The following is a 22178-nucleotide window of genomic DNA, read 5'->3' on the forward strand; positions in this document are numbered from 1 at the left end:
TAAATTCCGTCTTAGGTCTGTCAGGGGTCAGGCCAATCTGAGCAGACAGGTTCCGCAGGCCCTCGCAATGTTCAATTTCCCCACCTCGGCGGGTTTGTTTGCTGCATCCACCAACGCTTGAACGTCAGGGCTTGCGCCGTAGCGGCGGACGACACCGACGAACTCTTCCACGTCGTGGCCCTGCAGCTTGATCTTCGGCGCACCGTCTTGGGTGAATGCTGGTTGACCGTACTTGTCGGTCGCGTGAGCCAGGTGGTACAGCTCGTGTTCAATCAGGGCGCAGAACTCAAGGTCGCTGCACTGGGCGCAGTAGTCGGCAGCCAGCGTGATGATGAAGGCCGGCACGTCGCCGAACCAATCACGCATCTGTTGCTCCATCCGGGCTTTCTGCCAGCCGCCGGCGCGGAACGCTACCTGTTCGGCCTGGCCTAGTACTGTCCTACCCTGCTTCTCGAAGCTCGACGACGCCCACATGACACGGATGTCTGCATCCAACAAGTGTGCATGGTCTTCGTTGTGGATGGTGCCGGTGTCGGCAAGGATCTCGGCTTGGAGCCATTCCCACACCTCAGGCGCAGGAACAAGGCGGATGCCGAAGTCGCTCAGGTCGGACAGCTCAAGCAGTGACGCCGGGGGTAATGGTCTTTGCATCAGCCATACCCTCGTCAATGATCAATGTGCGGATCGTGCCGCCGGTGTAGACATCTCGCTTGGCCGCTGCCTCGACAGCTTCCTTAGCGGTTGCGCCCATATCCATCGCGGCGAGTGCGAAGTCGCGCCCGCTACCGATGGCAAACGGACGATCCATCCACACCTCGTCCAGCCAGAACCCGCTCTCGGTATCACGACCAATCTGGCAAAGCCTGCCATTGGTGACGACCAGCCCGTTCGCGTCGAGCGGCTTATCGTTGGACTTCATACCGAAGAACTCGTCCATCAGGGCGGCAAAGTCTGCACCGCATCCCGTAAACAGAAACTGATGCCCACTCCTATGTATCAGCTTCTCGTAGTCGTCGTGGTCGATGAGCGAGCCACGTGTGACTCGGGAGTCATAAGCAATCACGCCGTTTTTGTAGGCAATGGTCGTCATACGGTCACCATCTGATGTGTTTGTGCATGGGCGTGGCCGTGGAGCAGGCTGACGACTAGGCCCTGAGGCAGTCCGGCGGTCTTGGCAGCATCCACAGCATCGGCAATGGCCTTGTCGAGCGCAGTCACGGCTGCGTTGATGTCTTGCCCCAACGGAAGCGCATGACGCAGGCGGGTGACGTTGCTCATCTGCAAAACCTCGCGCCACGATTTGGCACATTCGAAAACGTGGCGCGGATTACTGCTTCCGGCGCTCAATGCCTTCCGGCGCCTCCGGACAGCCCATGCAGTGCTCGCAGTTCAGCATCCGGCACAACCAGACCTTCACCCGCTGCCAGTACGTGACCATGAAGACGTGCCGTACACCGGCCAGAGCCAGAGCGAAGTGAAACGTCAGCCCAGCAGTGGTCGGGCCGAAGAAGATGTTTTGGCTACGCACCATCAGAACAAAGCCGCTGATCGCGATAGCCGAATAGATCAGCTTCCCGAGAATGCCGTCCCTCACCTTTCCGCTCAGTACGCACCAGGCTGCCCACAGCGCGATAAGGCCGCAGGCAATGGAGTTGATCAGTTCAAGATTCATGGTGGATTGCCTCCCCCGAACCGCTGGCGAATAAGCGCCCAAAGGTCAGCGGCTTTGATGGCTCGGTTAATTGCTGCCAGGAGCGAGCCGCCGAACGTGCCCAGCAAGAAGCCAATGCCGGCGACGATCTTGGGCTCGGTGACATTCAGGTACGCGCTGACCATGCTCGTCAAATACAGCGAGCAGGCCACACCGGTAACCAAGAACACCATCCAGGCTCGCCAGTCGGACAAGTCGTCCTTGTGCCACCAGCTCGCAACAACGGCCCCAATGAGGCCCGCAATCAACAATTCGAACCTGTCGATCTTGTCGAGCAGGCGCTGTAGGTACTCCATGCGCTCGACTCCGTGGGGCATGTTTGAAATAGGTCAGCCCCGGCGGCACTCCCTGCTCAAAGCGAAGGGTGTGGCGGGGCCGAAAACGAAAAGGCCTCGTCCAATGCCGAGGCCATGAATTAACGATTGATAGGGCCGAACGTGAGCCCCTTCAGGAACAGACTTTGCTCTGGCGTAATCGGGTCGGCCGGCTTTGCATTTTCGATGATGGCGGGATCAACGCGCGCCCAGTTAATGCAAACGATGGCATCTGCCACGACGAACGCCTTCGTATCTTCGAGTCTTTTAAGGCCCATACCGAACCTCCTCAAACGAAAAAGCCCCTGCGAGTGCAGAGGCCCTGAATAGGTCCCTCATCAGCGTGACAAGTCAGAGGCTCTGAGGGCTTTGGGAAACTTAGGCAATAAAAAACCCAGCCTTATGAGCTGGGTTGATCCCGCGTTGCTTTGCGTCCTACAGTACTCGTTTCCTTGCCCGGCCATTTGCAGCGCGGGGACTGATTCTGTTCCGTGCCGCCGACATGGACAACAACAGATATGAGCTATGGCGCTTTCCCCTCTTCTACCCACTCCAGCGCTTGACTGCCGGAGCGATCACCAAAAGAATTAACCTTGCGCAGGCACTTAAAGTGCCTACCGTCGATCACGGCAATCATGCCATCCGAGTAAGGGCGGCCATCAATAAAGCAAGCCTTCATTGTGTCAAGAAATTCAGCGTCTTTTTCACTTTTGTACTGATACACATCGTACGGCCCTGGCCTATCACTGGCAGCATTGGCGGTCGAGAAAACTAACAGCAGCATCAAAACATTGAGTGAGCGCATTATTCTCGATTCGATCCGGCAGCCAAAATATAACTGGATTAAATAACAGAGCCGGCCGAACAAGCAATAAAAACCCGGCGCTTGGCCGGGTTTAAGGTTTCGTGTGCGTTTCGCGTCACTTGTGCACTATGGGAAAAGTACGCTCAAAACCCCGTCATGTCAATATGATTATGCCGCCTCTTGATCTTTTTCTGCGTGAATCACCTGCCACAATGGCTGTTGTGCCTGAATATCCACTTCTTTGATCGCTTCTTTCAGGGATTCCCACAAGTCGAGCCAGTCACGCGTCCAGTTCTTGGGGTCTATGGTGACGCCAAAGAAGGCATTCATCTCGGCAGCAACTCGCGCCGGTCCCCACTCGGCAGATCCGGCCACCTCCCCTTTGTACGATTGCAGGGCCAGGGTAACCAGGTACTGCGCCTTCACTCGCTTGGCCGAAGTCAGGTCAGGCAGCGCCGCTTTGGCGGTGATCAGCAGCACCGCGTTCAACAGGTGCTTCAAGTTCATCGTCGGGTGGTACAGGTAGTGCCCGAACTGCTGCACCTGGAACGGGAGTGTGTCGATGGCTCGAAGCACCTTGCCGATGGTTGCCAGGTGCGCGGCGCGGGCGGTGGAGCGGCCGGCGGGCGTACCGCGTGTCTCGCTGATGCTGATCTTCTGGCGCACAACCTGAATGCGCTCTTCCTTGTCATCCCCCAGCGCAGCGAACACGGCCTCGGCGCGGCGCATACGCTGCCCCTTCTTTAAAGGTGCCGATTGGGCCTTGTCGATAGCCACAGCGCTGATCGACGCGTTCGATTCGTGCTGTGCTTCGGTCCATACCTGCCTTGCGTTGATCAGTTTCATGCCGCGATCCCCTTTTTCAGTTCTCTGGTCATTGCCCGGTATTCGGCCTTGATGGCCTTGATCTCTTCGATGGTGTACTTGTAGGCTGGGTGCAGACCTTCCAGCCAGGCGACCTTCTCGGCGCCAATGCGCGACACCAGGCGAATCCGGTACTCCACGGCGTTGCCGGACAGGTTGCGGTTGCATTTCACGCATTGCCGGTGGATGTTTAGCGGCTCGAAACGCAGCTCTGGGCAGGCGCCCACGGAACGGTAATGTCCCGCGTCCCAGCGGCTGCCGGTCATGAGGTCATTGTCGTTGGGCGTCGAGTCGCAACTGATGCACGGTAAGTACGCGTCGCGAAGGCGCACGTACGCATTCACTGCGGCCTGGGCCTCCCGCAGGTGATCCGCCCTGCTCTTCAACTTCTCCTTGCGGACTTTGATCTCGCGGCGCTCAACTTGGGCCAGTGACTTACGCGCCTTCGCCTGGTTCACGTCCTTGATGGCTAGGCCGCACTTCGGGCTACATACAGCTTGGCCCAGGCGCTGCGGCGGGAAGCTGTTGCCGCATGCGGGGTTCTTGCACTTCTTCGGTTTGGGTTGCTTGGCGATCATGCAGCCTCCTTGCTGAGTAGATCAGTGAAAACCACACCTTGGCCGGTGAAATAGGCGGCGATGCGGTCGGTGTAATTGATGCCTTGGGCGCGATTGAACAGGCTGGTCACCGGGAAGCCGTCCGGCCCGAACAAATGGCACTCACCCATCATGGCCAGCTTCGTTTCGTATGGCAGATGACGCATCACCCGGTACCACTCGGCCTGGAACCCAGCGTCCTCGTTCAGCAGAATCTGCACACCGAAGTGAAGCTTGCAGTACCGGCGGGCGTCGGCCGGGTCACCGATCTGTGTCATATCGGCGATTCGCTTGTACATCCCGAACCACAGCCGGTTCTGGTCGAGTGTCCTGTCCTTACCAGGGCGCAGGGAGACCACCACAAACTTCTTGTCCCGGTACATGGCGCTCAACTTGGTGATAGCCTCAGAGAGCTTCGCCTGGCAGTTGACGCTGATCTTGTCAGTCATGACCGCCCTCCCATGCCCATGGCAGCGTCGAGCAGCGAGTCAAGGTCTTCGCCAGTCATCCCTGTCGCGTGCGGGCCGATCCATTCCACGACCTCGATGTAGCCGCTACGAGCCTCGCGCAACCACTGATACCGAGCGGCACTCTTGCACAGCACCGCCAGTTCTTCGGCGAAGCCAAGCCCCTTCAGGCGGTCAAGCTCATCCTGGATGCCTTTCAGCGACAATTTATGCACGTTGCGCTCGGCCTCGATGCTGAGGCGCCAGGATTGAATATCGGACCGCAGCGCCTCGTTCTCGGCCTTGAGCTGGTCGCGCTCAGCCATGAGGTCGGCGGTCACGACCGCTCCTTGAGACGCCAGGGCACGCAACTGCTCGGCGCGGGCGCGGATCTCCACCACGGACATCCCTTCACGCCATCCAAGGCGCCCTTTCACCCGACGAATTTTTCGGCTGATGTTGGGAGGCGTGCAGCCGTGGACTTTTGCCAGTTCAATCTGCGACGTTCCAGAGACCGAGGCGACCAGAAGATCGACGTCGCCCCAGTGAACTGCGGGGTGGTCACACAGATTCAGCTTCACGTTGGCAGTAAGCCGCTCGTTCTCGGCCAGCAGCTCCACCGCCACCTCCCCCACGGTCTTCTCGCCAAGGAATTCACCAAGCGCTTCAGCGTTCTGCTTCCATTCCCCGCAGTCAGCCTTCCAAGAGGCGACTTCACTCCACAGCAGCTTCTGAAGTTTCTGCTTGTCGATGGTCATGCCCGTGCCTCCAATTCCTGGGCCTGCTTGATCAGCAGCGCCCGGCGGTTCGCCAACTCATTGGCCGCTTCAATCCGCATTTCGGTTTTCCGTTCGGCACTGGCCTTGCGCATTTCCAGCATCGAGTTTTTGACCAGTTCCAGCTTCTGGCGCAGCACTGGTGCAGGCTGGGTGACGGCGCCGGTGAGCAAACCGGCAATGGCGCGGCCATCCTCGGTAACTGGAACAATGCTCAGGTCAGCCAAGTACTTCTGGCCGTGATCTTGGGGAATGCGTTTCAGCTCCACAGCCTTGGTGACTGCCTGGATGCGCCGGTTGGCGTCGAAGCCCACGGACACGTGCCAGTTGACCGGTTTCGCATCCTCGCGGGCCTGGCCCACGAACCTTTGGTAGGCATCGATGAACGCCATGCGTGCACCGATCTTGTCGCCGCCATCCAAGATGGGTTTCGCAGCAGCCAGGGCCAGCTGGATCTCGTCGGTCAGCACCACGGTTTCGAATTCGTCGTTGGTAGTCATGGCGATGGCCCAGGCCTCGTCCTTGCCCGGCCGGCCATCGGAGGATTGGACCCGTTGCAGGATGTCGGCCATCGCCAGCTTTCCCTTCACTTCGAAGCGACACGCCTTCAGTGCGGCTTTCACGACAGGCACCGGATACGCACAGAGGTCTTCAGCCATCATCGCGGCAGTGCCCGGGTTCATTTCCTGGCCCATGGCCTCCGCGGTGGCGCAGATGGCGGCGGCCAGCCCGGCAACCTGCTGGTCATTCATTTCAAAGGTATTCATTACGGTCACCTGCTTGGCGTTTGGCCAGAACCATCTGGGCGGCCTGCTCCGCTGCGGAGTGGTTCGCCTCTGTCCGTTCCATCTGGCGGGCGGTTGTGCCGTTGATGCGCTGCCCGGTCACCCACTGGGTGTGATAGCTCTCGGCGTTGGCCAGCAGCTCGTTGAGGCTGTGGCACTTGCGCAGCACAGCGGCATCGCTGGTTTTCAAGAAGTGGGCAGCGACGTGGTGGGCGACGTCGGCGCCGAGACGGTCTACCAACTGTCCGAGCTGGCCGCCGACCTTGGCATTCCACACAGGCCAGGCGCTGTAGCGCTTGCGGTAAGCCATGGCGTAGTTCGCCCAGACCTTGAAGGTTTTGCAGGTCTGGTCTTTGGGGCCAGGCATGTCGGCGGGGATCTCGACCCGTGGGGTTTCGGTGCGATCAACCACCAGCACCAGACCGCGGGACTGAGCCGGCTTGCCGGTGGCGTCCTGCAAGTCCTGACTGGTGTCCTGATTGGTACCCTGATGATTGGTATCCTGATTTGTCGGAGATTTTTCCGACCCTTGTTCGGATTTTTTTCCGACCTTGCTCGGAGATTTATCCGAGGTAGATCGGATATTTTTCCGACCCTTGTTTTTTGGTGGGGTCGGATATTTTTCCGACCCATCCAGCTTCTGGTTCCACTCGACGGCCTTCTCGGTGAGGCGAAAAAGTGTGATGTTCGAAGTGCTGGAAAGCTCAATCAAACCGGCCTCTTCGAGGGCCTTCAGCATGCGGTAAGCGGTGTCCGGCTTATCGGTGAGCAGCGGCAGCTCCTCGATGATCTTGGCCTTGCTCAGCGCGAAGAAGATCCCGTCATCGGTTTTAATTGGCTTGGTCCAGCTTGGGCAGCCGTAGACGAAGGCGAACAGCAGGGCCTGCTGAGAATTCAGCCCCCACTCCAGCGCCTTCACCTGGTTAATCGTGACGGTGTATTGCATGTCAGGCCTTCCCGACCTTAGCGGCCAATTCAAGGAAGCGATCCACGTACCAGTGAGGCTGCGTTTCGCGGGGGCATTGAGGGCTGGTAAGGTTCTTGCCGTAGGCCATGCCCTTCTCGGTAACAGACCAGAAGTCCACCATTTCCTGCTTGGAGTTTTTGCGCTGGAGGACCTTGAGGAAGCCGTGAGCCTCCAATGCAAGGTTGAAGGCGCGAGCCGTGCTGGCGATGCCGTGATCTTTGATCAGGGCGGTAATTGCCTTGGTCGGCATGGAAGAGCCACCAGCGGCACCAGGGGCGGCGTCCACCGCATAGCCTGGAAGGAACTTGGCGTCCAGGCCGTTGTTGGCGGCGATCTTGGCCAGCATCAGCATCTTGCTGGAGTTGGCAGGCTTCAACAGGCGGTCGAAGCATTCCAAAATGGCAAGCTCGCCGACGATCTTGGAGTTATTCGGGCCCTGGGCAGAAAAGGTGCCGGTCTTGCGGATACTCGGCAGCACTTGCCCGACTACCCAATCTTCGAACTTCTCGGCGGCCGGCAGTTTGGACTTCATCACCAGCCGGTACAGGTCCCGCTCAGGAATCATGGTCATGAAACCACCACCCTGTTTCGGGGTAGTGGTCGCAGCCTTGCAGTGACGGGACACGGCGTTCTCTGGCTTCGAGTAGCCCAGTGCGTCAGCGACATCGCGTGCGACAAACCACGGATCGCCGAGCTTGTCGGTGATGACCCGGATTGCGGTGCCGTCGAAGTCGAACGGAATCACAGATGAATTGCGCGCCACGTTTTCAGATTGCGAAAAACGTGGCGCGATATTGGCAGTGCTATTGATATGTGGCGGGGTTTGCATATAATCGGCCTCACAAAGTGTTATCGAATTAGCCGACCTCGACCGTCGGCTTTTTTGTGCCTGGGTTTCAGATCCGCTTAATTCATAGTGCGAACCCGATGGGGCACCGATTTCCGCGCATGCGCGGGAAATCAGGAAACGGATTTCAAATTTCGCTGAGCCGCCGCGAGCAGTTGCTCCGCACGGCGCCCCAACTCCCCTGCCTTCGCTTCAACCTGGCGGCACTGCTTCGCGAACGCCGGTAGGTGCGGCAGATCCAGTTCGCACATGACCTGGTCGTCGAATACTTCGCTGCCGGTATCGATCACATCACCCAGGGCGCGGATCAGCGCGCCAAAGCTCTTGTTTGCGCATTGGTCACTGGTCATCTGGCGGGCGCCGGTCAGTCCGTGGCGACTCGCCAGTTCGTTTACGCAGTGGTCCCGGAATTCAGGCTCAAGGGCGTTGACCCACGACTCTTCCAGCCAGGAAGGCATTTCCTGGTCGCCGGAAAGCCAGCGCTGAACGCGCTTGAGCCAGCGGCCTGTTGCCTTAATGAACTCGCCGACATCGTTCAGGCGAGCAAGCTCTTCAAAATCCGGGACTTTCGCGTCTTTGATCTTCGCGGCGGGCACGGTCAGGTAGATCTCACGGCTCAGCGCCTGAGCGAAGTCGTCCTGGCTCAGGCTGGTGCGTGCGATCTGGTTTGCAGCGTGGGCGACCAGCACCTGATCACGGGTTTGTACGGTGTGTCTGGAACTGGACGTTTGCATTGGGACTGCTCTCTTCTAATCTGGCTTCAATGGAACGGCGGACAGGGAAGTCGCCTAGGCGGCCCGAACATCCGCAGTAGATTGCTGCGGAAAAACGCGATCCAAAGTGCATTTCGCACCCAATTCATTCAGCGCCTGGACGATCTTCCGGGCGTCTTCAAGCTTCAATGGGCGCGCCCCCGACTCGTAGTTTGCGAGCCGCGACTGCTTCCAGTTGAGCTTTCGGTGCAAGGCTGCCTGGGTGATTCCGGCCTCCTCACGAAACTCTGCTATGAGATTCATTGCGTTGCTCCTGCGGTCAATAAATCAAGGATAAACACATATCGTGTTATTGGCAAACACAATAAGTGGGCGGATTTTATTTCACTCCGTGATTAAAATTCGATCCATGAAGACACTCGGATCGCGCATCGCGCACTACAGAGAAAAAGCAGGGCTTTCTCAGGCTGCCTTGGCAAAGGCGTGCGGATGGAAATCCCAATCGCGCATAGGAAACTATGAGAAAGATGCTCGGGAGCCAAACCTTGAAGATATCGCCAAGATTGCCCATGAGCTGAAAGTCGATCCGGCAGCGTTACTTTTGCCTGGCGAAAGCCCCTCGAATATTTCAGTCGCCGCCCAGCCCACCAAATCATTCCGCTACCCGGTTGTGAGCTGGGTTGCCGCCGGCGCCTGGGCAGAAGCCGTGGAGCCCTACCCGGCTGGAATCTCGGACACCTACGAATTTTCGGAGTACGACTCCAAAGGTCCTGCGTTCTGGCTGACGGTCAAAGGCGACTCAATGACGGCGCCCGCCGGCCAGAGCATCACCGAGGGCACTCTGATCCTGGTGGACACTGAGGCTGAGGTCGCACCAGGCAAGCTGGTCGTGGCTAAGCTGCCAGACAGCAACGAGGCGACATTCAAGAAGCTGGTGAGCGACGGCGGCCGGCTGTTCCTGAAGCCGCTGAACCCTAGCTACCCTATTGAGGCCGTCGACGAGAATTGCCGGATCGTTGGCGTGGTTGTCCAGGCGCTGCAGAAGTTTTACTGATGCCATCCGCACTAGGAAAGCCATCAACCTCATGGCGAGAGCAGTCCTTCTGGAGCAAGGTCGGGGTCATTGCTTGCCTGGCTTTCCTCATGATGATCCCCGGCTATTCCGACGCAGCTGGTCTTAGCTGGGGCTCATCAGGCCGCAAGCGGGTCTTCAGCCCTGGGTTCCTTGTGCTCTGCGTTTTCGTGGCTGTGGTTGAGCTGATAGCGCTGAACCATTTCTATAACACCAGATGAAGCCGGGTAACCCGCCCAATGCGAAACTACGCATAAATTTGGCTGTCGCCAGATGGCTCCTTTAGCTGTCATCACCTGGCGAACTCAAGTGCAATAGAGTTCGACAAAACCAACCTGAGAGACATCAATACTGTTTATACATACAGTTTTTGATGAAAATTTTGGAAAGGAAGCCTACTATGAATGAGAGCACCGACCTTTATACCGTTGACAGTCTTTTGATTCGTTACGAGGGAAAGGATGCAGATCGTCATGTCATTGACATGATGGCTCTGGGTGAATCGATGCAAGGGTTTGGTCGAATTTACAGCGTAGTCGGCCACTTTGTGGCTACGGGGTCCTACGCTAAGCAATGGCAAGCCCTTGAAGTCAGGGCTTTTGCAACTGAGCCGAAGGCCAAGTGCTTTCAATTGGCCGTTGAGCTGCAAAGCGTAATGCAGTCACAGCTTATGTCGGGCTTAGCCGGCAGCATCATTACCGCAATTGTCTCTTATATCGTTGCTAGGAATAGCAACAAGGGCGAAGAAATGAAGCATCTGAGGGAGCTGCTTGAAAAGCAGCTCGATTCACAAACCGGGCGTAACGATAAGACTACGGACCGGTTGCTTCTGACTATCGAGAAACTTGCGGAAAGTTTGAGATCATCACTAAAGCAAGCTGTGTCCCCTGTGGGGCAGACGTGCCGCAGCATTGATATAATCCCGAGCCCGGAATCTGGAGCACAGCCCATATCTATTGACCAGGCAACTAAAGATGCGATCCTTGCCGACGACGATGACGCCGAGCTAACAGGGCTAAAATCCTTTGTAGTAATAATCACGGAAATGGATAGAGAGCGAGGCACAGCGAAGGTCAGACTTCTCGGCCAGGATGGCGAACCTGAAGCTGATGACGATGGAACGAGCCGTGTCAACGCCAAAATAACTGACCCTGCTTTTGAGTCGAGTGCAAATGTTTATATTCAACATTTTGCATCTGGTGAGAAGCTTGAGGTAAGGGGTAAGGCCAGCATAAAAGAGGGTGTTATAAGGCAGTTGTATTTGTCCGATGCCGGCTGAGAACCCCATATAGATTCACCCACCCAAAAAAAATCTAAGCCGGGCCCATCCCCTGGCTTTTTGTTCTACCACCCTACCCTCTGCTATCTTGGCGCCCTCTAATAGCAATGGAAGCATCGATGAATGGATTCATGGAAGGCTCTGGGGCCGCCCTACTGGCATCAATCAGCACGCAGGCCGTGTCAGGTGATGGCGCCAACCCTATCGCTGCCGCGATATTCCTCACAATCTCCGCGCCAACCATTTAAATTGGGGCGACCACATCCCTCACGACCGAACCGCCAAAGGTTTTCACATCGGCGAAGACAGAAGCTCTGGCATTCATTGGGTCGGATGGAGAGATTCGCGGCGCACAGTTTGAGCAAGCATCCCGACACTATCGATTGAGCTATAGGTCGCCCCTCATGTCCGATATGCAACTCGCCAAGGCAATCGCGACGTCCTACTGAGCGCAAGCTTTCACATCTCTTTCACAGTCGAGCGCCTATTGTTATCCCAGCTCCTTATGAAAGCCTTTAAGCCCGCCCTCCCCATCGCGGGCTTTTCTTTGCCTGCGATTTGCCCGTTCGGCTTTTCCCTCCAATGGTGGCTGTACGCCACGAATGGTAAAGTGCGAGCTCAATTACGGAGGGATTCAATGAAAGGATTTGGGACGTTCGCGCTGATTATCGGCGTGTGCTGGCTAATCTTCGCGCTGAGCATGGATGTTTCCGTCTCGACTGGAGCGGGCGGCCGGGTAAACAATCTGGGCCTCATGGCAGACCGCCAAGTGCACACGATTGTCGGCGGAGTAATCATACTCGCCGGCTTGCTTATGGTGCTTCTTGGCGGAAAATCCACTGCGCCGCAATCAGCGGCCGAGACAGATACCCGCCCCTGCCCGCTCTGTGCAGAGAACATTAAAAGAGCAGCCATCAAGTGCAAACATTGTGGTGGTGACGTGCTCCCAGTACTGTCCTCACAAGCACCCTTGATGTCAGGATGGACTGTGCGGGTGGAATGCGAGCCATGGGCTCACGCAGAGGCAACCCGGTCAGTGAAGCGCCTGGGGCTCCCGACCACGAAAGGATCGGCGAAATACGTCGCTGTCGGACCATTTTCCTCGGAGGCTGAGGCGCTAGGTGCGCGCGACAACATCCGCTCAGTGAGCGACCTTCTCGGCGAAATCCATATTGTGGCACCTGACGCGTAGCTCTCCCGATCGACCTCAAGCCCGCCAAGCGCGGGCTTTTTCATGCTTGCCAAAAAGCTCCGCCAACCAAAATATGCATTTATGCATGAAACTTCCTGCCGCCCTCTTGCCAAGATATGCCAGCACCAATACTGTGTATGCATACAGTATTCGCAAGGAGCGACGCATGAACCAAGCACCCTACCCCACACCCAAACCGAGAAACTCCTACGAGCTTGTGGGCCATCGCCTACAAGGCTTGATCGCCTCTCCCCGGGTCCAGCGGGTTCAGTTGGTCGAGGTTTCCAGGCGCGACGACGAAAGCCCTGAAGCCTGGCGCCAGGTCATCCAAGACATCGGCGACACCGCCGGCATCAGGATCGAGCATCTGGATGATGGTGCCGTCAGGATCGGCTGGCGCGAATACTGCGATTCCTAAATGAGCACGCCAGCAGGCGGGCTCACCACCCCGTCCTTCTCAATTCCCCTATAAAAACCACACAGCGTGATTCAATCATGAAAAATACAAACACATTACGTGTTGACACAACAAACACACTCTGTGATTATCGCCTCAAGCCAGCAACGAAGAACGCCGGCCAGCAGCTAAACCTGCGCCGCTCTTTAGCGATACCCCTTGCCGGATCACCACCGGCCCAGATTCAAAGGCAGCGATGAACCGGCCTAAACGGTTCAGAGGGTTGGCAACTGACCCGGACGTGCAGCGTAAAGCGCCAAGAACAGTTATCCAGCGGGAGAACAAGCCGAAAGGCCCGCGGCTGGAGTGACATTTGATTCAAGCCGGTGACCGACGCCAGTAGCGGGTCACGGCGGAAAGCATCACTGAGCAGCCTTCTCGCGAGGGCTGCTTGGGATGACAACCGGGAGTAAGTGAAATGCCGAAGTACATGCTCGACTACATCCGGCTTTGTCGGGAATGCAGCCTTGATCTGCGCACGATCGGCAACATGATCAGCATCGTCATTCCAGCTCTGCAGCGTGAGGCAGCAGGACTGCGCAGCGCGGTAAGCGAATTTGCTGGGGAATTTCCTGAGCTTGAGCAAGACGCCGAACTGCTGGAATCAGCCATGCGCGCCGGGCTCCAGCGCTGCATGCCGCAGCCACACCAACAAGAGCTGTTCGCAGCGTGACGGACCTTTTCACTGATGCATCTGGTTACCCGGGTGCATTGGGAAATCAAACTGGAGAAAGGAATGAACGAAGAACAGATTGAACGAGTTCGTGAGTTGGTTCGGATCGTAGCGAATGACGACGGTACCGATTTCGATACCGCCTTCACCGTTTCAATGAAAGTACTGAAACTGCACGCTATCGACAACGCTCCGAAGGGCGCGGCCAGTGGGGGCGGAAAGTCTCAGGCCAGGTCTAACCAAGCAGACCATGTTTCGGACTGAGATACAAAAATCCACGGTCCGCCATGCCCGGAAAGCGGAGTAGCGAGCCCCCTGATCCGCTCGCGAAGCGTGGTTATGTCAAGGCTGCTTGATCCGTAGTAGGTGCCGATTGGGAGTTTTCGCAACGTCCCGTCGGCGAAAGCAATGGTCTTCATCAACCCCAACGCTTCCATCCCAGCATGAAGATCCTCGTAGTCATCCCATCCGGCCTTCAGTAACTCAACCCGCACCATGTAATTCGCCATAACTGCATTCCTTGTTTCGACTGTGGAAGCCGAAGCATATGGGGTTTCCCTCGGCTGTGGAAAGCGAGGAAACAGGGAGCCTGCCCCTTGTAAAACAGGCGCTCCCCTTCCCACCTCTACCCGTCAGCACTCCTCCGCGCCCATCGGCAAACGGCGGGAGGCATGAGTGTTGACGAATACAGGTGAACAACCCGCTACCTTGGAGGCGACCATGAACGCAGCATTGAATATTTGCCAGGAGCGTTACGACGCTCAGTTGCCTCCAGAGGTAAGCGAGAGCGACGAGGTGACGGACTGGCTTGAGCATTCGGCGGAGCGCCTGGTGTGCGGCGTCGACATCAAGTGGAAGCGCCGCTACGGCCAGCCGCAGGTGGTGACGTTCGACCGGTTCTGCACGGTCCTGCAGGGTCACCTAAACCAGCGCCAGATAGACGGCCTCGACCAGCGCGATTCGTTTGCCCGCCTGCTGCTGTCGGCAATGCTCGGCAGCCAGAGCGATGCCCGGTCCCATGCTGCAGACCTGTTGGGCCAGCAACGGCCCATTGAAGCGGTCGAGAAGATCGCCGTAGCGCTGCTGAGGCCGTATGCCGCAGACGCGATAGCGGCGGAACGGGAAGAGCGCGAAGACGACGTGGATGCTGATGTATGAGCGCCCACATCCTCATTGACGAAGCGCTGGAGAGCCTCATGCATGCAGCAAGCACGCAGGAAGAGGCTCTAATTGTTCAGCGGATGATCGCCCAATTCTTGATTGACGAAACGATCACCCTCAAGGAATTCGACCACTACTGCGCCCGCCTCAACAAGGTCTCGCGCAAGGAGGCAGCGTGACTACATCACCGGTTAAATCGCTGATCGACGAGCAGCTCGACGAGGTTGAGTCGAGGCTGATCATGCTGGGCTTTGGCCTCCCCTTCAATGAAGTGATCGGCCAGCCGCGTGAGCGTGCCGTGGCCACCTTGCCGAAGCGCTTGGCGGCAACCATGAAGGGCGGGCGGATCGCGGTGAGGGTTAGGCCTTGACCACCCACCAGCGTACCCGGCGCCTACTCATCTGGCGCGGCTCCTTCTCCGCCCTCTCCGTCTGCACCTTTCTGATGTTGCTCAGCGCCCTCGCTGATCGAATCTCTCAATAACCAACACCTTCAATCGCTGCGAGCATCGCGGCAAGGATTCCCCATGTCCGCAGTAATGAAGCAGGACGACAACACGCCTGCGATATCGGAGGCCGCGCTCGTTGAAGTGCTGAGCAGCAGCCTCTATCCCGGCGCCGAAAAGAACTCAGTCGTGATGGTGTTGGCTTACTGCCAGGCGGCGCACCTGGACCCAATGTTGAAGCCGGTGCACATCGTTCCGATCTGGAACTCGAAGACGAAAAAGATGCAGGACACGGTGATGCCTGGCATCGGCCTGTACCGCATCCAGGCGGCGCGCACCGGCCAGTACGCAGGGATCAGCGAGCCGGAATATGGCCCTCCAGTAACGGCGAAGTTGAGCGGCGTAGAGGTCACGTATCCCGAATGGTGCCGCGTGACCGTCAAGCGGCAGATGAGCAACGGGCTGGTGGCCGAGTACACAGCCAACGAGCGCTGGCTTGAGAACTACGCGACATCGAGCAAGGACACCGCTGCGCCCAACGCCATGTGGAAGCGTCGAGCATTTGCCCAGCTCGCCAAATGCGCTGAGGCCCAGGCCTTGCGCAAAGCATTCCCTGAAGTCGGGTCGGCGCCAACGGCCGACGAGATGGAAGGTAAGGCATTCGAGGAGCCGGCGCGCGATGTCAGCCCTCGACAGCGCGCCGAGCCTGAACCGGAAGCGCTGCCCGCCTACTCCGACGAACTGCTGACCGAGAACATCGTGAAGTGGCAGCCACTTATCGACTCGAACCGCACCAGCCCCGAACACCTCATTGCGACCATCAGCAGCAAGTACACGCTGAGCCCGGCGCAGATTGAAAAAATCACCAACCTCAAAGCCCTCGATGGAGACGCAGCATGAAAATTCACAACGTAGCTCAAGGCTCCGCAGAGTGGCTTGCCCTCCGCGCCCAGCACTTCACTGCCTCTGAAGCCCCAGCAATGATGGGCGCTTCGAAGTACCAAACCCGCACCGACCTGCTCGCCGCCAAGAAGACCGGCATCACGCCCGATGTCACGCCGTCTCAGCAGTTCATCTTCGACAAGGGCCACGCTACTGAAGCCCTGGCCCGCCCACTGGCCGAAGCACTGATCGGCGAAGAGCTTTATCCGATCGTTGCTACCGAGGGCAACCTGCTGGCCTCCATGGATGGCGCCACGATGCTCGGCGAGACACTGTTCGAGCACAAACTGTGGAATGAGTCACTCGTGGCCCAGGTGAAAGCCGGCGACCTGGCTCCGCACTACTACTGGCAGCTTGAGCAGCAACTGCTGGTGAGCGGCGCTGAGCGGGTCATATTTGTTTGCTCGGACGGCACGCCGGAGAACTTTGTGCACATGGAATACCGGCCGGTGGCCGGCCGCGCGGCCCAGTTGATCGAGGGCTGGAAACAGTTCGAGGCAGACTTGGCCAACTTCGAAATGGCCGACGCTCCTTCAATCGTCGTCGGCAAGGCACCCGATGAGCTGCCAGCGCTGCGCATCGAGCTGACCGGCATGGTCACCGCCAGCAACCTGAAGGTGTTTGAAGACTCGGCCCTGGCTGTCATCGACTCGGTGAAAACCACGCTCTCTACCGACCAAGACTTCGCCGACGCCAAGAAGGCGGTCAAATGGTGCGGCGACGTTGAAGAGGCTGTCGCCGTCGCCAAAAAGCAGGCCCTGTCGCAGACCCAAAGCATCGACGAGCTGTTTTCGTCGTTGGATCGCATCAGTGCCCATGCTCGCGAGACACGCCTGAAAGTCGACAAGCTGGTGAAGGCTCAAGAGCTGCTGGTGAAGACCAACATCAAGCAAAAAGCCGAGCTGGCGCTGGCGGATCACATCGCCGCAATCAACAAGACGCTTGGCAAGGTCACGCTGCCTCATGTCGTTTCGGACTTCGCCGGCGCCATGAAGAACAAGCGCACCATCGCCAGCCTCCAGGACGCGGTAGATACCGAGCTTGCCCGGGCGAAGATCGACGCCAGTCAGGCAGCGGACAGTATTCGCTTGAACCTGACCAGCCTGGCGGAGCTCGCCGTTGATTACGCCTTCCTGTTCAACGACGTGCAGCAGCTGGTGACCAAGGCCAATGATGACCTGGTGACGCTGATCAAATTCCGAATCTCCGAACACCAGAAGGCGGAGAAGGTAAAGGCTGAAGCGAAGCGCATCGCCGAAGAGCAGGAAGCCCAGCAGCTGGCAACCATCAAGCCAGAGCCTGTCGTGGAGAAGGTGGCGACACCAGAGCCTGTCCGCACCGCTCCGGTCAAGGCGGCGCCCGTCGGCCAGGCCACAAAGCCTGTGCCGAGCCACACGGTGGAGCAGGTAGCGCTGCAGGCCAACGTAACGGACTTCGAGGCACTGATCAAAGCAGTGGCATATGGTCAGGCGCCGATCACGCTGCTTTTGGTCAACTGGGAAGCGCTCGACGCGATGGTCGCAGCGCAGGGTGCAAACTTCAGCATGGCCGGGGTGACACTCGGCAAGGCGGCAGCATGATCAGCAACCTCAGATCTGATATCGAGTTCCGGCGCGAAAAAGCGCTGGAGCTTTCCAGTCAGGTCCGGCGGCACCTGGCCGCCGGCGGCCAGCTCACCATCGGCGATAGCCCGGCGATCAATCCAGCGCCGGCGAAGCGTTCGGAATTCGTCGATCCGACAACCATCCTCAAGCGCCGCAAGCCGCTCATCACCCGGGCCGAGCGTGAAGCGCTGCGCAAACTCGCGGAGGCTTTATGAGCAAGCGCAAGCCGCACAACCTCAAAGCCCGCATTGACCGGTCCTGCCGGTCGCTGCTGGCCGCCAACCACGTCGCGGTGGTCAACATCGACCCCAGTGGCCGACAGGGCATGATCAACTACAAGTCGCTGAAGAACATCGCGCCCGGGAAGATCGGTCAGGCCGTCTGTGGCATTCCCCACCGCTGGACGATCTACCTCAGCGCCCTCTGCATCGACGCCCGCGGAGACCGGTACAGCAAATCGGTGGAGGTAGCGCCCGACGGCGTCTACCTCTCCGACCACCTGGAAGACGTGATCGAGCATTGCTACAAGAAGCTCCGCGACGAGGCCAACCAGAGCCAGATGGTGGCCTCGGGCTGGATTGCCATCCCCGAAGCGATATCGCTGGACGAGGCGCACGCCGCGCGGATATTCGAAGTAGTTGGCGCCTGGAATCAGGTGAAGGCCGATTCATGCGCCGCATAGCCCGCACCCAGCAACGCAAACGTCAAACCTGGCTCGCACTGCCGGCCAGCGGAATAGAAGAGGCAGGCCATGGCCAAGACGCCAACAGAGCGCAAGCGCGAGCGGGACAAGCTGACCAAGGCGGAAAGAGAAGCTGCACTACTGTCACGGCAGATTGTAACGAAGCTCTATCACAACGATGACGCCGCACTGAAGCGGGTGATGGCTAGGTGCGGTATCGACGAAGAGCAAGATCTGATTTCCCGATTCATCCGCGGCGCCGACCGTATGAGCGACGAACAACTGGCAGATCACATTTGCATAGCGTGACATGCTGTCGTGACACCTCGCCCGCCATCAAACCAAAATTTATTTTCCCAACTTCGTCATACGCCATTCAGCCTTAATAATTTTTTGGGCACGGGTTACTACCGCATCACAGAGCTCAGAGAGATTGTCCAGATCGGTGGCTGCGCCTGCATAGGCCTCATCCAAAGAAGTCAGTAGGTCCATCGTTTCCTGTTCGTCAGGATTTAGCATTAACTCAACCTTTGCCCGAAGCATTCGGGCTTGATGAACAGCAGCAGATGAATATCCGGACCACTGAGGGTTTTCATTTTCAAAAAAAAGAAATGCTGCCAACGGCGTCATGTGCACACGCTTTTCTGCCAGCCACTCAGCTCTCTGAATTCGCAAATCAGATATCTGCAGAACAGCTGCAACGTAATTGGCGCAAGCATCACGAAGCTCATTGATCCACGCCTGTCGACTGGAGCGGATGGCGCCTGCAGTAGCAATATCCCCTTGGCTGACCACAGTTTTCTTGAATGTATAGGCAGTGGCCCATGAACCTGCTAACACAGCTAAAGCTGTCAAAGCGAAGCCGGCCAAAATCTTGTAGTCGGTACCGGTGTTGAGGACTATTTCAGGAACCCTGTGGATAGTCAGCATCATATTTTCGATTGTCACGTAACTCCCTCGCCGGCTCCATGCCGGGCCGAACACAAATACTCCAACCCAAACCAAATTGCCACCACCGGCCACCGGAGGGCGGCGCCTACCTGAGGTAAACGCAATGCCCATTCGCCACAGTGTTATCCACAAGATTGATAAGAAGCCCGACGGCACCCCGGCTGTTCTGTTCCTCGGCGTGTCCGAGCAGGTCGAAAACCAGGCCCGTGACGATCTGATGCAGCAGTTCAACGAAAGCTACAACGCCACCGCCGGCAAGGCCTGGGGTTTCTTCCATGCTGAGTCAGGCGCTCACCCTTTGAGCGGCTGGCTCGGCAAGTACCTGGCCGGCGGCTCCAGTTTCTTGGAGTTCAGCACCACCGCAGTCGAACACCTGACCAAGCTGATGGAAGAATCGAACCTTTCCACTGGTGGACACGCGCTTTTCTGCCACTACCAGCAAGGCCTGACCGATTACCTGGTGATTGCGCTGGTACAGGAAACCGAAGCGGTGACCATGACCGAAGAACTCCACCTAATGACAGTGAAGCGCCTGGACCTGGACCACATCCGCCTGGCCGCGCGGATTAATATCGGCGAATGGCAGAACAACCCGCGGTCGCTGCAATACATCTCCTATCTAAAGGGCAAGCAGGGCCGCAAGTTCAACGAGTACTTTCGCGATTTCATCGGCTGCCAGGAAGGAATCGACGGCCCGGGCGAGACCCGCACGCTGTTGAAGGCTTTCAGCGACTTTGTTGAGAGCGAGGACATGGTCGATGAGGCGGCCCGTGAGAAGACGGCCACCCTGGTCAACTATTCAATGGCACAGGCCAAAATCGGGGAGCCGATCACGCTCGACGAGCTGTCGGGCCTGATCGACGAAGACCGGCCGAAGAGCTTCTACGACTTCATCAAGGCAAAGGATTACGGCATTTCCGACACCCTGCCACCGGATAAAAAGACGCTCAACAGGTTTCGGCGATTCACCGGCCGCGCCGAGGGCATGTCTATCAGCTTCGAGGCGCACCTGCTGGGTGACAAGATCGAGTTCGACGAAGGCGGCGGCACGCTGACGCTGCGCGGGCTTCCAACTCAGCTAACCGAACAGCTCAAGCGCGCCTCGTCCTGAAACCATACGTAGCGCCGCGCTGTCGTGGAGGCGGCGCCCGTTAGAAAAATACGGTCAGCGCATCATTACTTGTACTTCGTAGCCTTTACCGGTTGGCCAGTCTTCACGAACCACTTCGACCACACCCTTGCCCACATTCGCAGAGCCATGCTCTCCCCGCTTTATTAGAGCTATGACAAGTTCGGGCAATGGAGCTCCAAGCGCTCGCTGAGACAATTTACTGGCGGCTACAATTAGGGCTTTCGTTGCGGGGCCGGATTGAGAAGGCTGGTTATAGTTGAGCACCAGCTTCATCTCCATCACGTACTGGCTGACCCCGGTGACGTAGAAAGCCAGGTTATTTGCCAGGCCGGTCGCCGAACCGATTTCCTTATAGTCGCTGGCACAGCCAGAAGAGCCATCTCCGTAATCGTCTACCCATTTGCGTCCCTTCAGCCCTACATCAGCAAGCAATGAGCATGCTTTTGCCGGTGTCGGTTCAACAATTTCAGCAAAGCCTGAAGAGGCGAAGACTGCAGCGGCGAGAATCAAAAGCGTTTTTTTCAAGATCAACCCCTTTTCGGCTCCATGCCGGTCACCCGTAATAACCCATATCAATGAGCAGCGCTAATCGCTTAGGCAAGATCGTCGCTGATCAAGCCTCACGAAGCGCCATCAGTCGGGACACAATCATTTTTTTCGAACACAGAGAAGCTGCCGTGGATCTTCTAGATTTGTGAGCCCGCAGTTCCATATAATGGCTATAAGCCAGCAAAACCTTGTATGTGTATAGAGTAGAAAAAATGGCCAATCCAAAAAAAAATCTTGCCGATGCGATTATCCTCCAAGCAGACAATATCATGACGGAAATTCAGAAAGCCGGTTCGATGATCGTGGCGGTGAAGGCGGCAGCGAGAGCAAACGGCTTCGTGCTGGGTTTACTTTGCTCGAATAGCGTTACTTATGATGTCGCACAGCGTCTACAGGCTGAATTCGATATATCTACTAAACAAAAGCTGAAAGAGCTCTCTGCTTAATCTGCTCCATAGCGCTAAAGTGAGATGAGATCCGCCACAAACGGAACTCTGCAGCATGCTCTGGACCGGGATTGCGCTGGATCGCGACGGCTCTACTGGTTGAAACCTTCGCCAGTAAGCGCCAGGGATTACGCTTGCCAGCATTTGGCTCATATGAACAAATCATTTCAGCCAACGAACGGTTCCACAATCAATTACTGGGTTGTGGCTATTAACCAGCCTTTGGCTAATCAGCCATAAGCGCGTTGTCTCAATGGAAATGACTCTACCCCCAATTTGTAGGCATTTTAAAATGTCGGGACTGACTACATAGACCCCACATTCAACACATTCAAAAGTACTACCCAGAAAGGCTCGGCCGCGTGCACGAGACTTTGCACCACAAATCAAACACTTCATTACTTACTCCGCTCGCAGTCCTTGGAATCACAAACCATCACTATGGTAACTGACTGTCGATCCAGCGCTCAGCGACTTCGATCGCGTCCGAGAGTGCGCTTGGGTAGTCAGCCCAAGGCCCATGCAGTTCAGCTACTTTTTCCGCGAGGCCTTTAACTGCCCCGTCTTCCAAAATATGGGCAGAGGCCGGCGAGTCATCGTTTGGCCTTGTCCACTCAAACTTCAAGACTACTTTGTGCCCGCGATATTCATGCGGAATCGGCGTATCCAAGTTATGTGACATAGCGCTCTCCTTGAGCGTTATCAAGCGAAGCGCTGATTCTCCACCATTCAGGCCCTGACCTCTATCAAGGCTAAAGGCCATCCCTAC

Annotated in this window: 36 protein-coding genes and 1 pseudogene; 17 read left to right on the top strand and 20 right to left on the bottom strand. The window is 57.3% G+C overall.

Annotated features, from left to right (window positions below):
- Nucleotides 1–27: 27 nt before the first annotated feature.
- The 16 genes from C4J94_RS14275 to C4J94_RS14345 form a co-directional block, all read right to left on the bottom strand.
- Entirely contained in the window at nt 28–651 is a 624-nt protein-coding gene (locus tag C4J94_RS14275; protein WP_124386761.1) for a putative metallopeptidase, read from the bottom strand.
- Complete coding sequence (locus C4J94_RS14280; RefSeq protein ID WP_124386762.1) at nt 617–1090, bottom strand: proteasome subunit beta; 474 nt, start codon at nt 1088–1090, stop codon at nt 617–619. Before C4J94_RS14280 ends, C4J94_RS14275 begins: the two co-directional genes overlap by 35 nt.
- Nucleotides 1087–1278, bottom strand: a complete 192-nt coding sequence (locus C4J94_RS14285; protein WP_124386763.1) for a hypothetical protein — start codon at nt 1276–1278, stop codon at nt 1087–1089. The genes C4J94_RS14280 and C4J94_RS14285 overlap by 4 nt, the downstream gene beginning before the upstream one ends.
- A 49-nt stretch (nt 1279–1327) precedes the next feature.
- Complete coding sequence (locus tag C4J94_RS14290) at nt 1328–1672, bottom strand: hypothetical protein (protein WP_124386764.1); 345 nt, start codon at nt 1670–1672, stop codon at nt 1328–1330.
- Entirely contained in the window at nt 1669–2007 is a 339-nt protein-coding gene (locus tag C4J94_RS14295; RefSeq protein ID WP_003175039.1) for a hypothetical protein, read from the bottom strand. The genes C4J94_RS14290 and C4J94_RS14295 overlap by 4 nt, the downstream gene beginning before the upstream one ends.
- 119 nt (nt 2008–2126) lie before the next feature.
- The gene (locus C4J94_RS27625) at nt 2127–2303 is read right to left on the bottom strand and encodes a hypothetical protein (protein WP_164485583.1); all 177 of its coding nucleotides are present in this window, start codon (nt 2301–2303) and stop codon (nt 2127–2129) included.
- A gap of 245 nt (nt 2304–2548) precedes the next feature.
- On the bottom strand, nt 2549–2830 hold the full coding sequence (locus C4J94_RS14300) for a hypothetical protein (protein ID WP_124386765.1): 282 nt from the start codon (nt 2828–2830) through the stop codon (nt 2549–2551).
- A 168-nt stretch (nt 2831–2998) separates the two neighbouring features.
- Entirely contained in the window at nt 2999–3676 is a 678-nt protein-coding gene (locus C4J94_RS14305) for a hypothetical protein (RefSeq protein ID WP_124386766.1), read from the bottom strand.
- The gene (locus tag C4J94_RS14310) at nt 3673–4272 is read right to left on the bottom strand and encodes a recombination protein NinG (protein WP_124386767.1); all 600 of its coding nucleotides are present in this window, start codon (nt 4270–4272) and stop codon (nt 3673–3675) included. Before C4J94_RS14310 ends, C4J94_RS14305 begins: the two co-directional genes overlap by 4 nt.
- On the bottom strand, nt 4269–4739 hold the full coding sequence (locus C4J94_RS14315) for a hypothetical protein (protein WP_124386768.1): 471 nt from the start codon (nt 4737–4739) through the stop codon (nt 4269–4271). The genes C4J94_RS14310 and C4J94_RS14315 overlap by 4 nt, the downstream gene beginning before the upstream one ends.
- The gene (locus C4J94_RS27690) at nt 4736–5494 is read right to left on the bottom strand and encodes a hypothetical protein (protein WP_177413454.1); all 759 of its coding nucleotides are present in this window, start codon (nt 5492–5494) and stop codon (nt 4736–4738) included. The genes C4J94_RS14315 and C4J94_RS27690 overlap by 4 nt, the downstream gene beginning before the upstream one ends.
- A complete protein-coding gene (locus C4J94_RS14325) occupies nt 5491–6279 on the bottom strand; it encodes a hypothetical protein (protein WP_124386769.1) in 789 nt (262 codons plus the stop codon). Before C4J94_RS14325 ends, C4J94_RS27690 begins: the two co-directional genes overlap by 4 nt.
- Nucleotides 6266–7243: a phage replication protein gene (locus C4J94_RS14330; protein WP_124386770.1), complete on the bottom strand. Its 978-nt coding sequence runs from the start codon at nt 7241–7243 to the stop codon at nt 6266–6268. The genes C4J94_RS14325 and C4J94_RS14330 overlap by 14 nt, the downstream gene beginning before the upstream one ends.
- A 1-nt stretch (nt 7244) precedes the next feature.
- A complete protein-coding gene (locus tag C4J94_RS14335) occupies nt 7245–8093 on the bottom strand; it encodes a BRO family protein (protein WP_124386771.1) in 849 nt (282 codons plus the stop codon).
- Nucleotides 8094–8224: 131 nt separating this feature from the next.
- Nucleotides 8225–8845, bottom strand: a complete 621-nt coding sequence (locus tag C4J94_RS14340; protein ID WP_124386772.1) for a hypothetical protein — start codon at nt 8843–8845, stop codon at nt 8225–8227.
- A 54-nt stretch (nt 8846–8899) separates the two neighbouring features.
- The gene (locus C4J94_RS14345) at nt 8900–9127 is read right to left on the bottom strand and encodes a helix-turn-helix transcriptional regulator (RefSeq protein ID WP_124386773.1); all 228 of its coding nucleotides are present in this window, start codon (nt 9125–9127) and stop codon (nt 8900–8902) included.
- A gap of 43 nt (nt 9128–9170) precedes the next feature.
- Between C4J94_RS14345 and C4J94_RS14350 the strand changes: the two genes are divergently transcribed.
- From C4J94_RS14350 to C4J94_RS14380, 7 genes and pseudogenes are all read left to right on the top strand, one after another.
- Nucleotides 9171–9878 carry a LexA family transcriptional regulator gene (locus C4J94_RS14350; protein ID WP_124386774.1) on the top strand — a complete coding sequence of 236 codons (708 nt, stop codon included), beginning with the start codon at nt 9171–9173 and terminating at the stop codon, nt 9876–9878.
- The gene (locus tag C4J94_RS27860) at nt 9878–10117 is read left to right on the top strand and encodes a hypothetical protein (RefSeq protein WP_124386775.1); all 240 of its coding nucleotides are present in this window, start codon (nt 9878–9880) and stop codon (nt 10115–10117) included. Before C4J94_RS14350 ends, C4J94_RS27860 begins: the two co-directional genes overlap by 1 nt.
- A 179-nt stretch (nt 10118–10296) precedes the next feature.
- Nucleotides 10297–11175, top strand: coding sequence for a hypothetical protein (locus tag C4J94_RS14360; RefSeq protein ID WP_105706787.1), 879 nt, complete (start codon nt 10297–10299; stop codon nt 11173–11175).
- Between the two features lie 123 nt (nt 11176–11298).
- Nucleotides 11299–11624 (top strand): annotated as a pseudogene (locus tag C4J94_RS14365) (DUF2388 domain-containing protein).
- A 909-nt stretch (nt 11625–12533) separates the two neighbouring features.
- The gene (locus C4J94_RS14370; protein ID WP_124386776.1) at nt 12534–12785 is read left to right on the top strand and encodes a DUF1654 domain-containing protein; all 252 of its coding nucleotides are present in this window, start codon (nt 12534–12536) and stop codon (nt 12783–12785) included.
- 457 nt (nt 12786–13242) lie between these two features.
- Complete coding sequence (locus tag C4J94_RS14375) at nt 13243–13497, top strand: hypothetical protein (RefSeq protein WP_124386777.1); 255 nt, start codon at nt 13243–13245, stop codon at nt 13495–13497.
- A 15-nt stretch (nt 13498–13512) separates the two neighbouring features.
- Nucleotides 13513–13761, top strand: a complete 249-nt coding sequence (locus tag C4J94_RS14380; protein ID WP_124386778.1) for a hypothetical protein — start codon at nt 13513–13515, stop codon at nt 13759–13761.
- Here C4J94_RS14380 and C4J94_RS14385 read toward each other — a convergent pair.
- On the bottom strand, nt 13722–14006 hold the full coding sequence (locus C4J94_RS14385; protein WP_124386779.1) for a DUF2622 domain-containing protein: 285 nt from the start codon (nt 14004–14006) through the stop codon (nt 13722–13724). The genes C4J94_RS14380 and C4J94_RS14385 overlap by 40 nt on opposite strands.
- 211 nt (nt 14007–14217) lie before the next feature.
- Here C4J94_RS14385 and C4J94_RS14390 point away from each other — a divergent pair, with 211 nt between their 5' ends.
- The 8 genes from C4J94_RS14390 (at nt 14218) to C4J94_RS14425 (ending at nt 18640) form a co-directional block, all read left to right on the top strand.
- Complete coding sequence (locus C4J94_RS14390) at nt 14218–14655, top strand: hypothetical protein (protein ID WP_124388983.1); 438 nt, start codon at nt 14218–14220, stop codon at nt 14653–14655.
- Nucleotides 14652–14837, top strand: a complete 186-nt coding sequence (locus C4J94_RS14395) for a hypothetical protein (protein WP_124386780.1) — start codon at nt 14652–14654, stop codon at nt 14835–14837. Before C4J94_RS14390 ends, C4J94_RS14395 begins: the two co-directional genes overlap by 4 nt.
- Nucleotides 14834–15028 (top strand): hypothetical protein, encoded by a 195-nt coding sequence (locus C4J94_RS14400; protein ID WP_124386781.1) that lies wholly within the window; start codon nt 14834–14836, stop codon nt 15026–15028. Before C4J94_RS14395 ends, C4J94_RS14400 begins: the two co-directional genes overlap by 4 nt.
- A 168-nt stretch (nt 15029–15196) precedes the next feature.
- Entirely contained in the window at nt 15197–16003 is an 807-nt protein-coding gene (gene bet / locus C4J94_RS14405; protein WP_124388984.1) for a phage recombination protein Bet, read from the top strand.
- Nucleotides 16000–17625: a YqaJ viral recombinase family protein gene (locus tag C4J94_RS14410; RefSeq protein WP_124386782.1), complete on the top strand. Its 1626-nt coding sequence runs from the start codon at nt 16000–16002 to the stop codon at nt 17623–17625. Before bet ends, C4J94_RS14410 begins: the two co-directional genes overlap by 4 nt.
- Entirely contained in the window at nt 17622–17864 is a 243-nt protein-coding gene (locus tag C4J94_RS14415; RefSeq protein WP_124386783.1) for a hypothetical protein, read from the top strand. Before C4J94_RS14410 ends, C4J94_RS14415 begins: the two co-directional genes overlap by 4 nt.
- Nucleotides 17861–18331, top strand: a complete 471-nt coding sequence (locus C4J94_RS14420) for a hypothetical protein (RefSeq protein ID WP_124386784.1) — start codon at nt 17861–17863, stop codon at nt 18329–18331. The genes C4J94_RS14415 and C4J94_RS14420 overlap by 4 nt, the downstream gene beginning before the upstream one ends.
- A 69-nt stretch (nt 18332–18400) precedes the next feature.
- Entirely contained in the window at nt 18401–18640 is a 240-nt protein-coding gene (locus C4J94_RS14425; protein ID WP_124386785.1) for a hypothetical protein, read from the top strand.
- A 39-nt stretch (nt 18641–18679) separates the two neighbouring features.
- Here the strand turns inward: C4J94_RS14425 and C4J94_RS14430 are convergent, their stop codons facing one another.
- Complete coding sequence (locus C4J94_RS14430; RefSeq protein WP_124386786.1) at nt 18680–19279, bottom strand: hypothetical protein; 600 nt, start codon at nt 19277–19279, stop codon at nt 18680–18682.
- A 106-nt stretch (nt 19280–19385) separates the two neighbouring features.
- Between C4J94_RS14430 and yejK the strand changes: the two genes are divergently transcribed.
- Nucleotides 19386–20393, top strand: a complete 1008-nt coding sequence (gene yejK, locus C4J94_RS14435) for a nucleoid-associated protein YejK (RefSeq protein WP_124386787.1) — start codon at nt 19386–19388, stop codon at nt 20391–20393.
- A 54-nt stretch (nt 20394–20447) separates the two neighbouring features.
- Here the strand turns inward: yejK and C4J94_RS14440 are convergent, their stop codons facing one another.
- Nucleotides 20448–20939, bottom strand: a complete 492-nt coding sequence (locus C4J94_RS14440; protein WP_124386788.1) for a hypothetical protein — start codon at nt 20937–20939, stop codon at nt 20448–20450.
- A gap of 236 nt (nt 20940–21175) precedes the next feature.
- Here C4J94_RS14440 and C4J94_RS14445 point away from each other — a divergent pair, with 236 nt between their 5' ends.
- Entirely contained in the window at nt 21176–21409 is a 234-nt protein-coding gene (locus C4J94_RS14445) for a hypothetical protein (RefSeq protein ID WP_124386789.1), read from the top strand.
- A gap of 439 nt (nt 21410–21848) precedes the next feature.
- On the opposite strand, the gene C4J94_RS14450 is transcribed toward C4J94_RS14445, so the two are convergent.
- A complete protein-coding gene (locus C4J94_RS14450) occupies nt 21849–22091 on the bottom strand; it encodes a hypothetical protein (RefSeq protein ID WP_124386790.1) in 243 nt (80 codons plus the stop codon).
- Between the last annotated feature and the right edge of the window lie 87 nt (nt 22092–22178).

The organism is Pseudomonas sp. R5-89-07 (assembly GCF_003851685.1).
In the GTDB taxonomy this organism is placed as follows: domain Bacteria; phylum Pseudomonadota; class Gammaproteobacteria; order Pseudomonadales; family Pseudomonadaceae; genus Aquipseudomonas.

Excerpts from the sequence above, each read along its gene's own strand:
- C4J94_RS14275 (WP_124386761.1), bottom strand. The coding sequence starts at position 651 with ATGCAAAGACCATTACCCCCGGCGTCACTGCTTGAGCTGTCCGACCTG.
- C4J94_RS14280 (WP_124386762.1), bottom strand. The coding sequence starts at position 1,090 with ATGACGACCATTGCCTACAAAAACGGCGTGATTGCTTATGACTCCCGA.
- C4J94_RS14285 (WP_124386763.1), bottom strand. The coding sequence starts at position 1,278 with ATGAGCAACGTCACCCGCCTGCGTCATGCGCTTCCGTTGGGGCAAGAC.
- C4J94_RS14290 (WP_124386764.1), bottom strand. The coding sequence starts at position 1,672 with ATGAATCTTGAACTGATCAACTCCATTGCCTGCGGCCTTATCGCGCTG.
- C4J94_RS14295 (WP_003175039.1), bottom strand. The coding sequence starts at position 2,007 with ATGGAGTACCTACAGCGCCTGCTCGACAAGATCGACAGGTTCGAATTG.
- C4J94_RS27625 (WP_164485583.1), bottom strand. The coding sequence starts at position 2,303 with ATGGGCCTTAAAAGACTCGAAGATACGAAGGCGTTCGTCGTGGCAGAT.
- C4J94_RS14300 (WP_124386765.1), bottom strand. The coding sequence starts at position 2,830 with ATGCGCTCACTCAATGTTTTGATGCTGCTGTTAGTTTTCTCGACCGCC.
- C4J94_RS14305 (WP_124386766.1), bottom strand. The coding sequence starts at position 3,676 with ATGAAACTGATCAACGCAAGGCAGGTATGGACCGAAGCACAGCACGAA.
- C4J94_RS14310 (WP_124386767.1), bottom strand. The coding sequence starts at position 4,272 with ATGATCGCCAAGCAACCCAAACCGAAGAAGTGCAAGAACCCCGCATGC.
- C4J94_RS14315 (WP_124386768.1), bottom strand. The coding sequence starts at position 4,739 with ATGACTGACAAGATCAGCGTCAACTGCCAGGCGAAGCTCTCTGAGGCT.
- C4J94_RS27690 (WP_177413454.1), bottom strand. The coding sequence starts at position 5,494 with ATGACCATCGACAAGCAGAAACTTCAGAAGCTGCTGTGGAGTGAAGTC.
- C4J94_RS14325 (WP_124386769.1), bottom strand. The coding sequence starts at position 6,279 with ATGAATACCTTTGAAATGAATGACCAGCAGGTTGCCGGGCTGGCCGCC.
- C4J94_RS14330 (WP_124386770.1), bottom strand. The coding sequence starts at position 7,243 with ATGCAATACACCGTCACGATTAACCAGGTGAAGGCGCTGGAGTGGGGG.
- C4J94_RS14335 (WP_124386771.1), bottom strand. The coding sequence starts at position 8,093 with ATGCAAACCCCGCCACATATCAATAGCACTGCCAATATCGCGCCACGT.
- C4J94_RS14340 (WP_124386772.1), bottom strand. The coding sequence starts at position 8,845 with ATGCAAACGTCCAGTTCCAGACACACCGTACAAACCCGTGATCAGGTG.
- C4J94_RS14345 (WP_124386773.1), bottom strand. The coding sequence starts at position 9,127 with ATGAATCTCATAGCAGAGTTTCGTGAGGAGGCCGGAATCACCCAGGCA.
- C4J94_RS27860 (WP_124386775.1), top strand. The coding sequence starts at position 9,878 with ATGCCATCCGCACTAGGAAAGCCATCAACCTCATGGCGAGAGCAGTCC.
- C4J94_RS14360 (WP_105706787.1), top strand. The coding sequence starts at position 10,297 with ATGAATGAGAGCACCGACCTTTATACCGTTGACAGTCTTTTGATTCGT.
- C4J94_RS14370 (WP_124386776.1), top strand. The coding sequence starts at position 12,534 with ATGAACCAAGCACCCTACCCCACACCCAAACCGAGAAACTCCTACGAG.
- C4J94_RS14375 (WP_124386777.1), top strand. The coding sequence starts at position 13,243 with ATGCCGAAGTACATGCTCGACTACATCCGGCTTTGTCGGGAATGCAGC.
- C4J94_RS14380 (WP_124386778.1), top strand. The coding sequence starts at position 13,513 with ATGCATCTGGTTACCCGGGTGCATTGGGAAATCAAACTGGAGAAAGGA.
- C4J94_RS14385 (WP_124386779.1), bottom strand. The coding sequence starts at position 14,006 with ATGGCGAATTACATGGTGCGGGTTGAGTTACTGAAGGCCGGATGGGAT.
- C4J94_RS14390 (WP_124388983.1), top strand. The coding sequence starts at position 14,218 with ATGAACGCAGCATTGAATATTTGCCAGGAGCGTTACGACGCTCAGTTG.
- C4J94_RS14395 (WP_124386780.1), top strand. The coding sequence starts at position 14,652 with ATGAGCGCCCACATCCTCATTGACGAAGCGCTGGAGAGCCTCATGCAT.
- bet (WP_124388984.1), top strand. The coding sequence starts at position 15,197 with ATGAAGCAGGACGACAACACGCCTGCGATATCGGAGGCCGCGCTCGTT.
- C4J94_RS14410 (WP_124386782.1), top strand. The coding sequence starts at position 16,000 with ATGAAAATTCACAACGTAGCTCAAGGCTCCGCAGAGTGGCTTGCCCTC.
- C4J94_RS14415 (WP_124386783.1), top strand. The coding sequence starts at position 17,622 with ATGATCAGCAACCTCAGATCTGATATCGAGTTCCGGCGCGAAAAAGCG.
- C4J94_RS14420 (WP_124386784.1), top strand. The coding sequence starts at position 17,861 with ATGAGCAAGCGCAAGCCGCACAACCTCAAAGCCCGCATTGACCGGTCC.
- C4J94_RS14425 (WP_124386785.1), top strand. The coding sequence starts at position 18,401 with ATGGCCAAGACGCCAACAGAGCGCAAGCGCGAGCGGGACAAGCTGACC.
- yejK (WP_124386787.1), top strand. The coding sequence starts at position 19,386 with ATGCCCATTCGCCACAGTGTTATCCACAAGATTGATAAGAAGCCCGAC.
- C4J94_RS14445 (WP_124386789.1), top strand. The coding sequence starts at position 21,176 with ATGGCCAATCCAAAAAAAAATCTTGCCGATGCGATTATCCTCCAAGCA.
- C4J94_RS14450 (WP_124386790.1), bottom strand. The coding sequence starts at position 22,091 with ATGTCACATAACTTGGATACGCCGATTCCGCATGAATATCGCGGGCAC.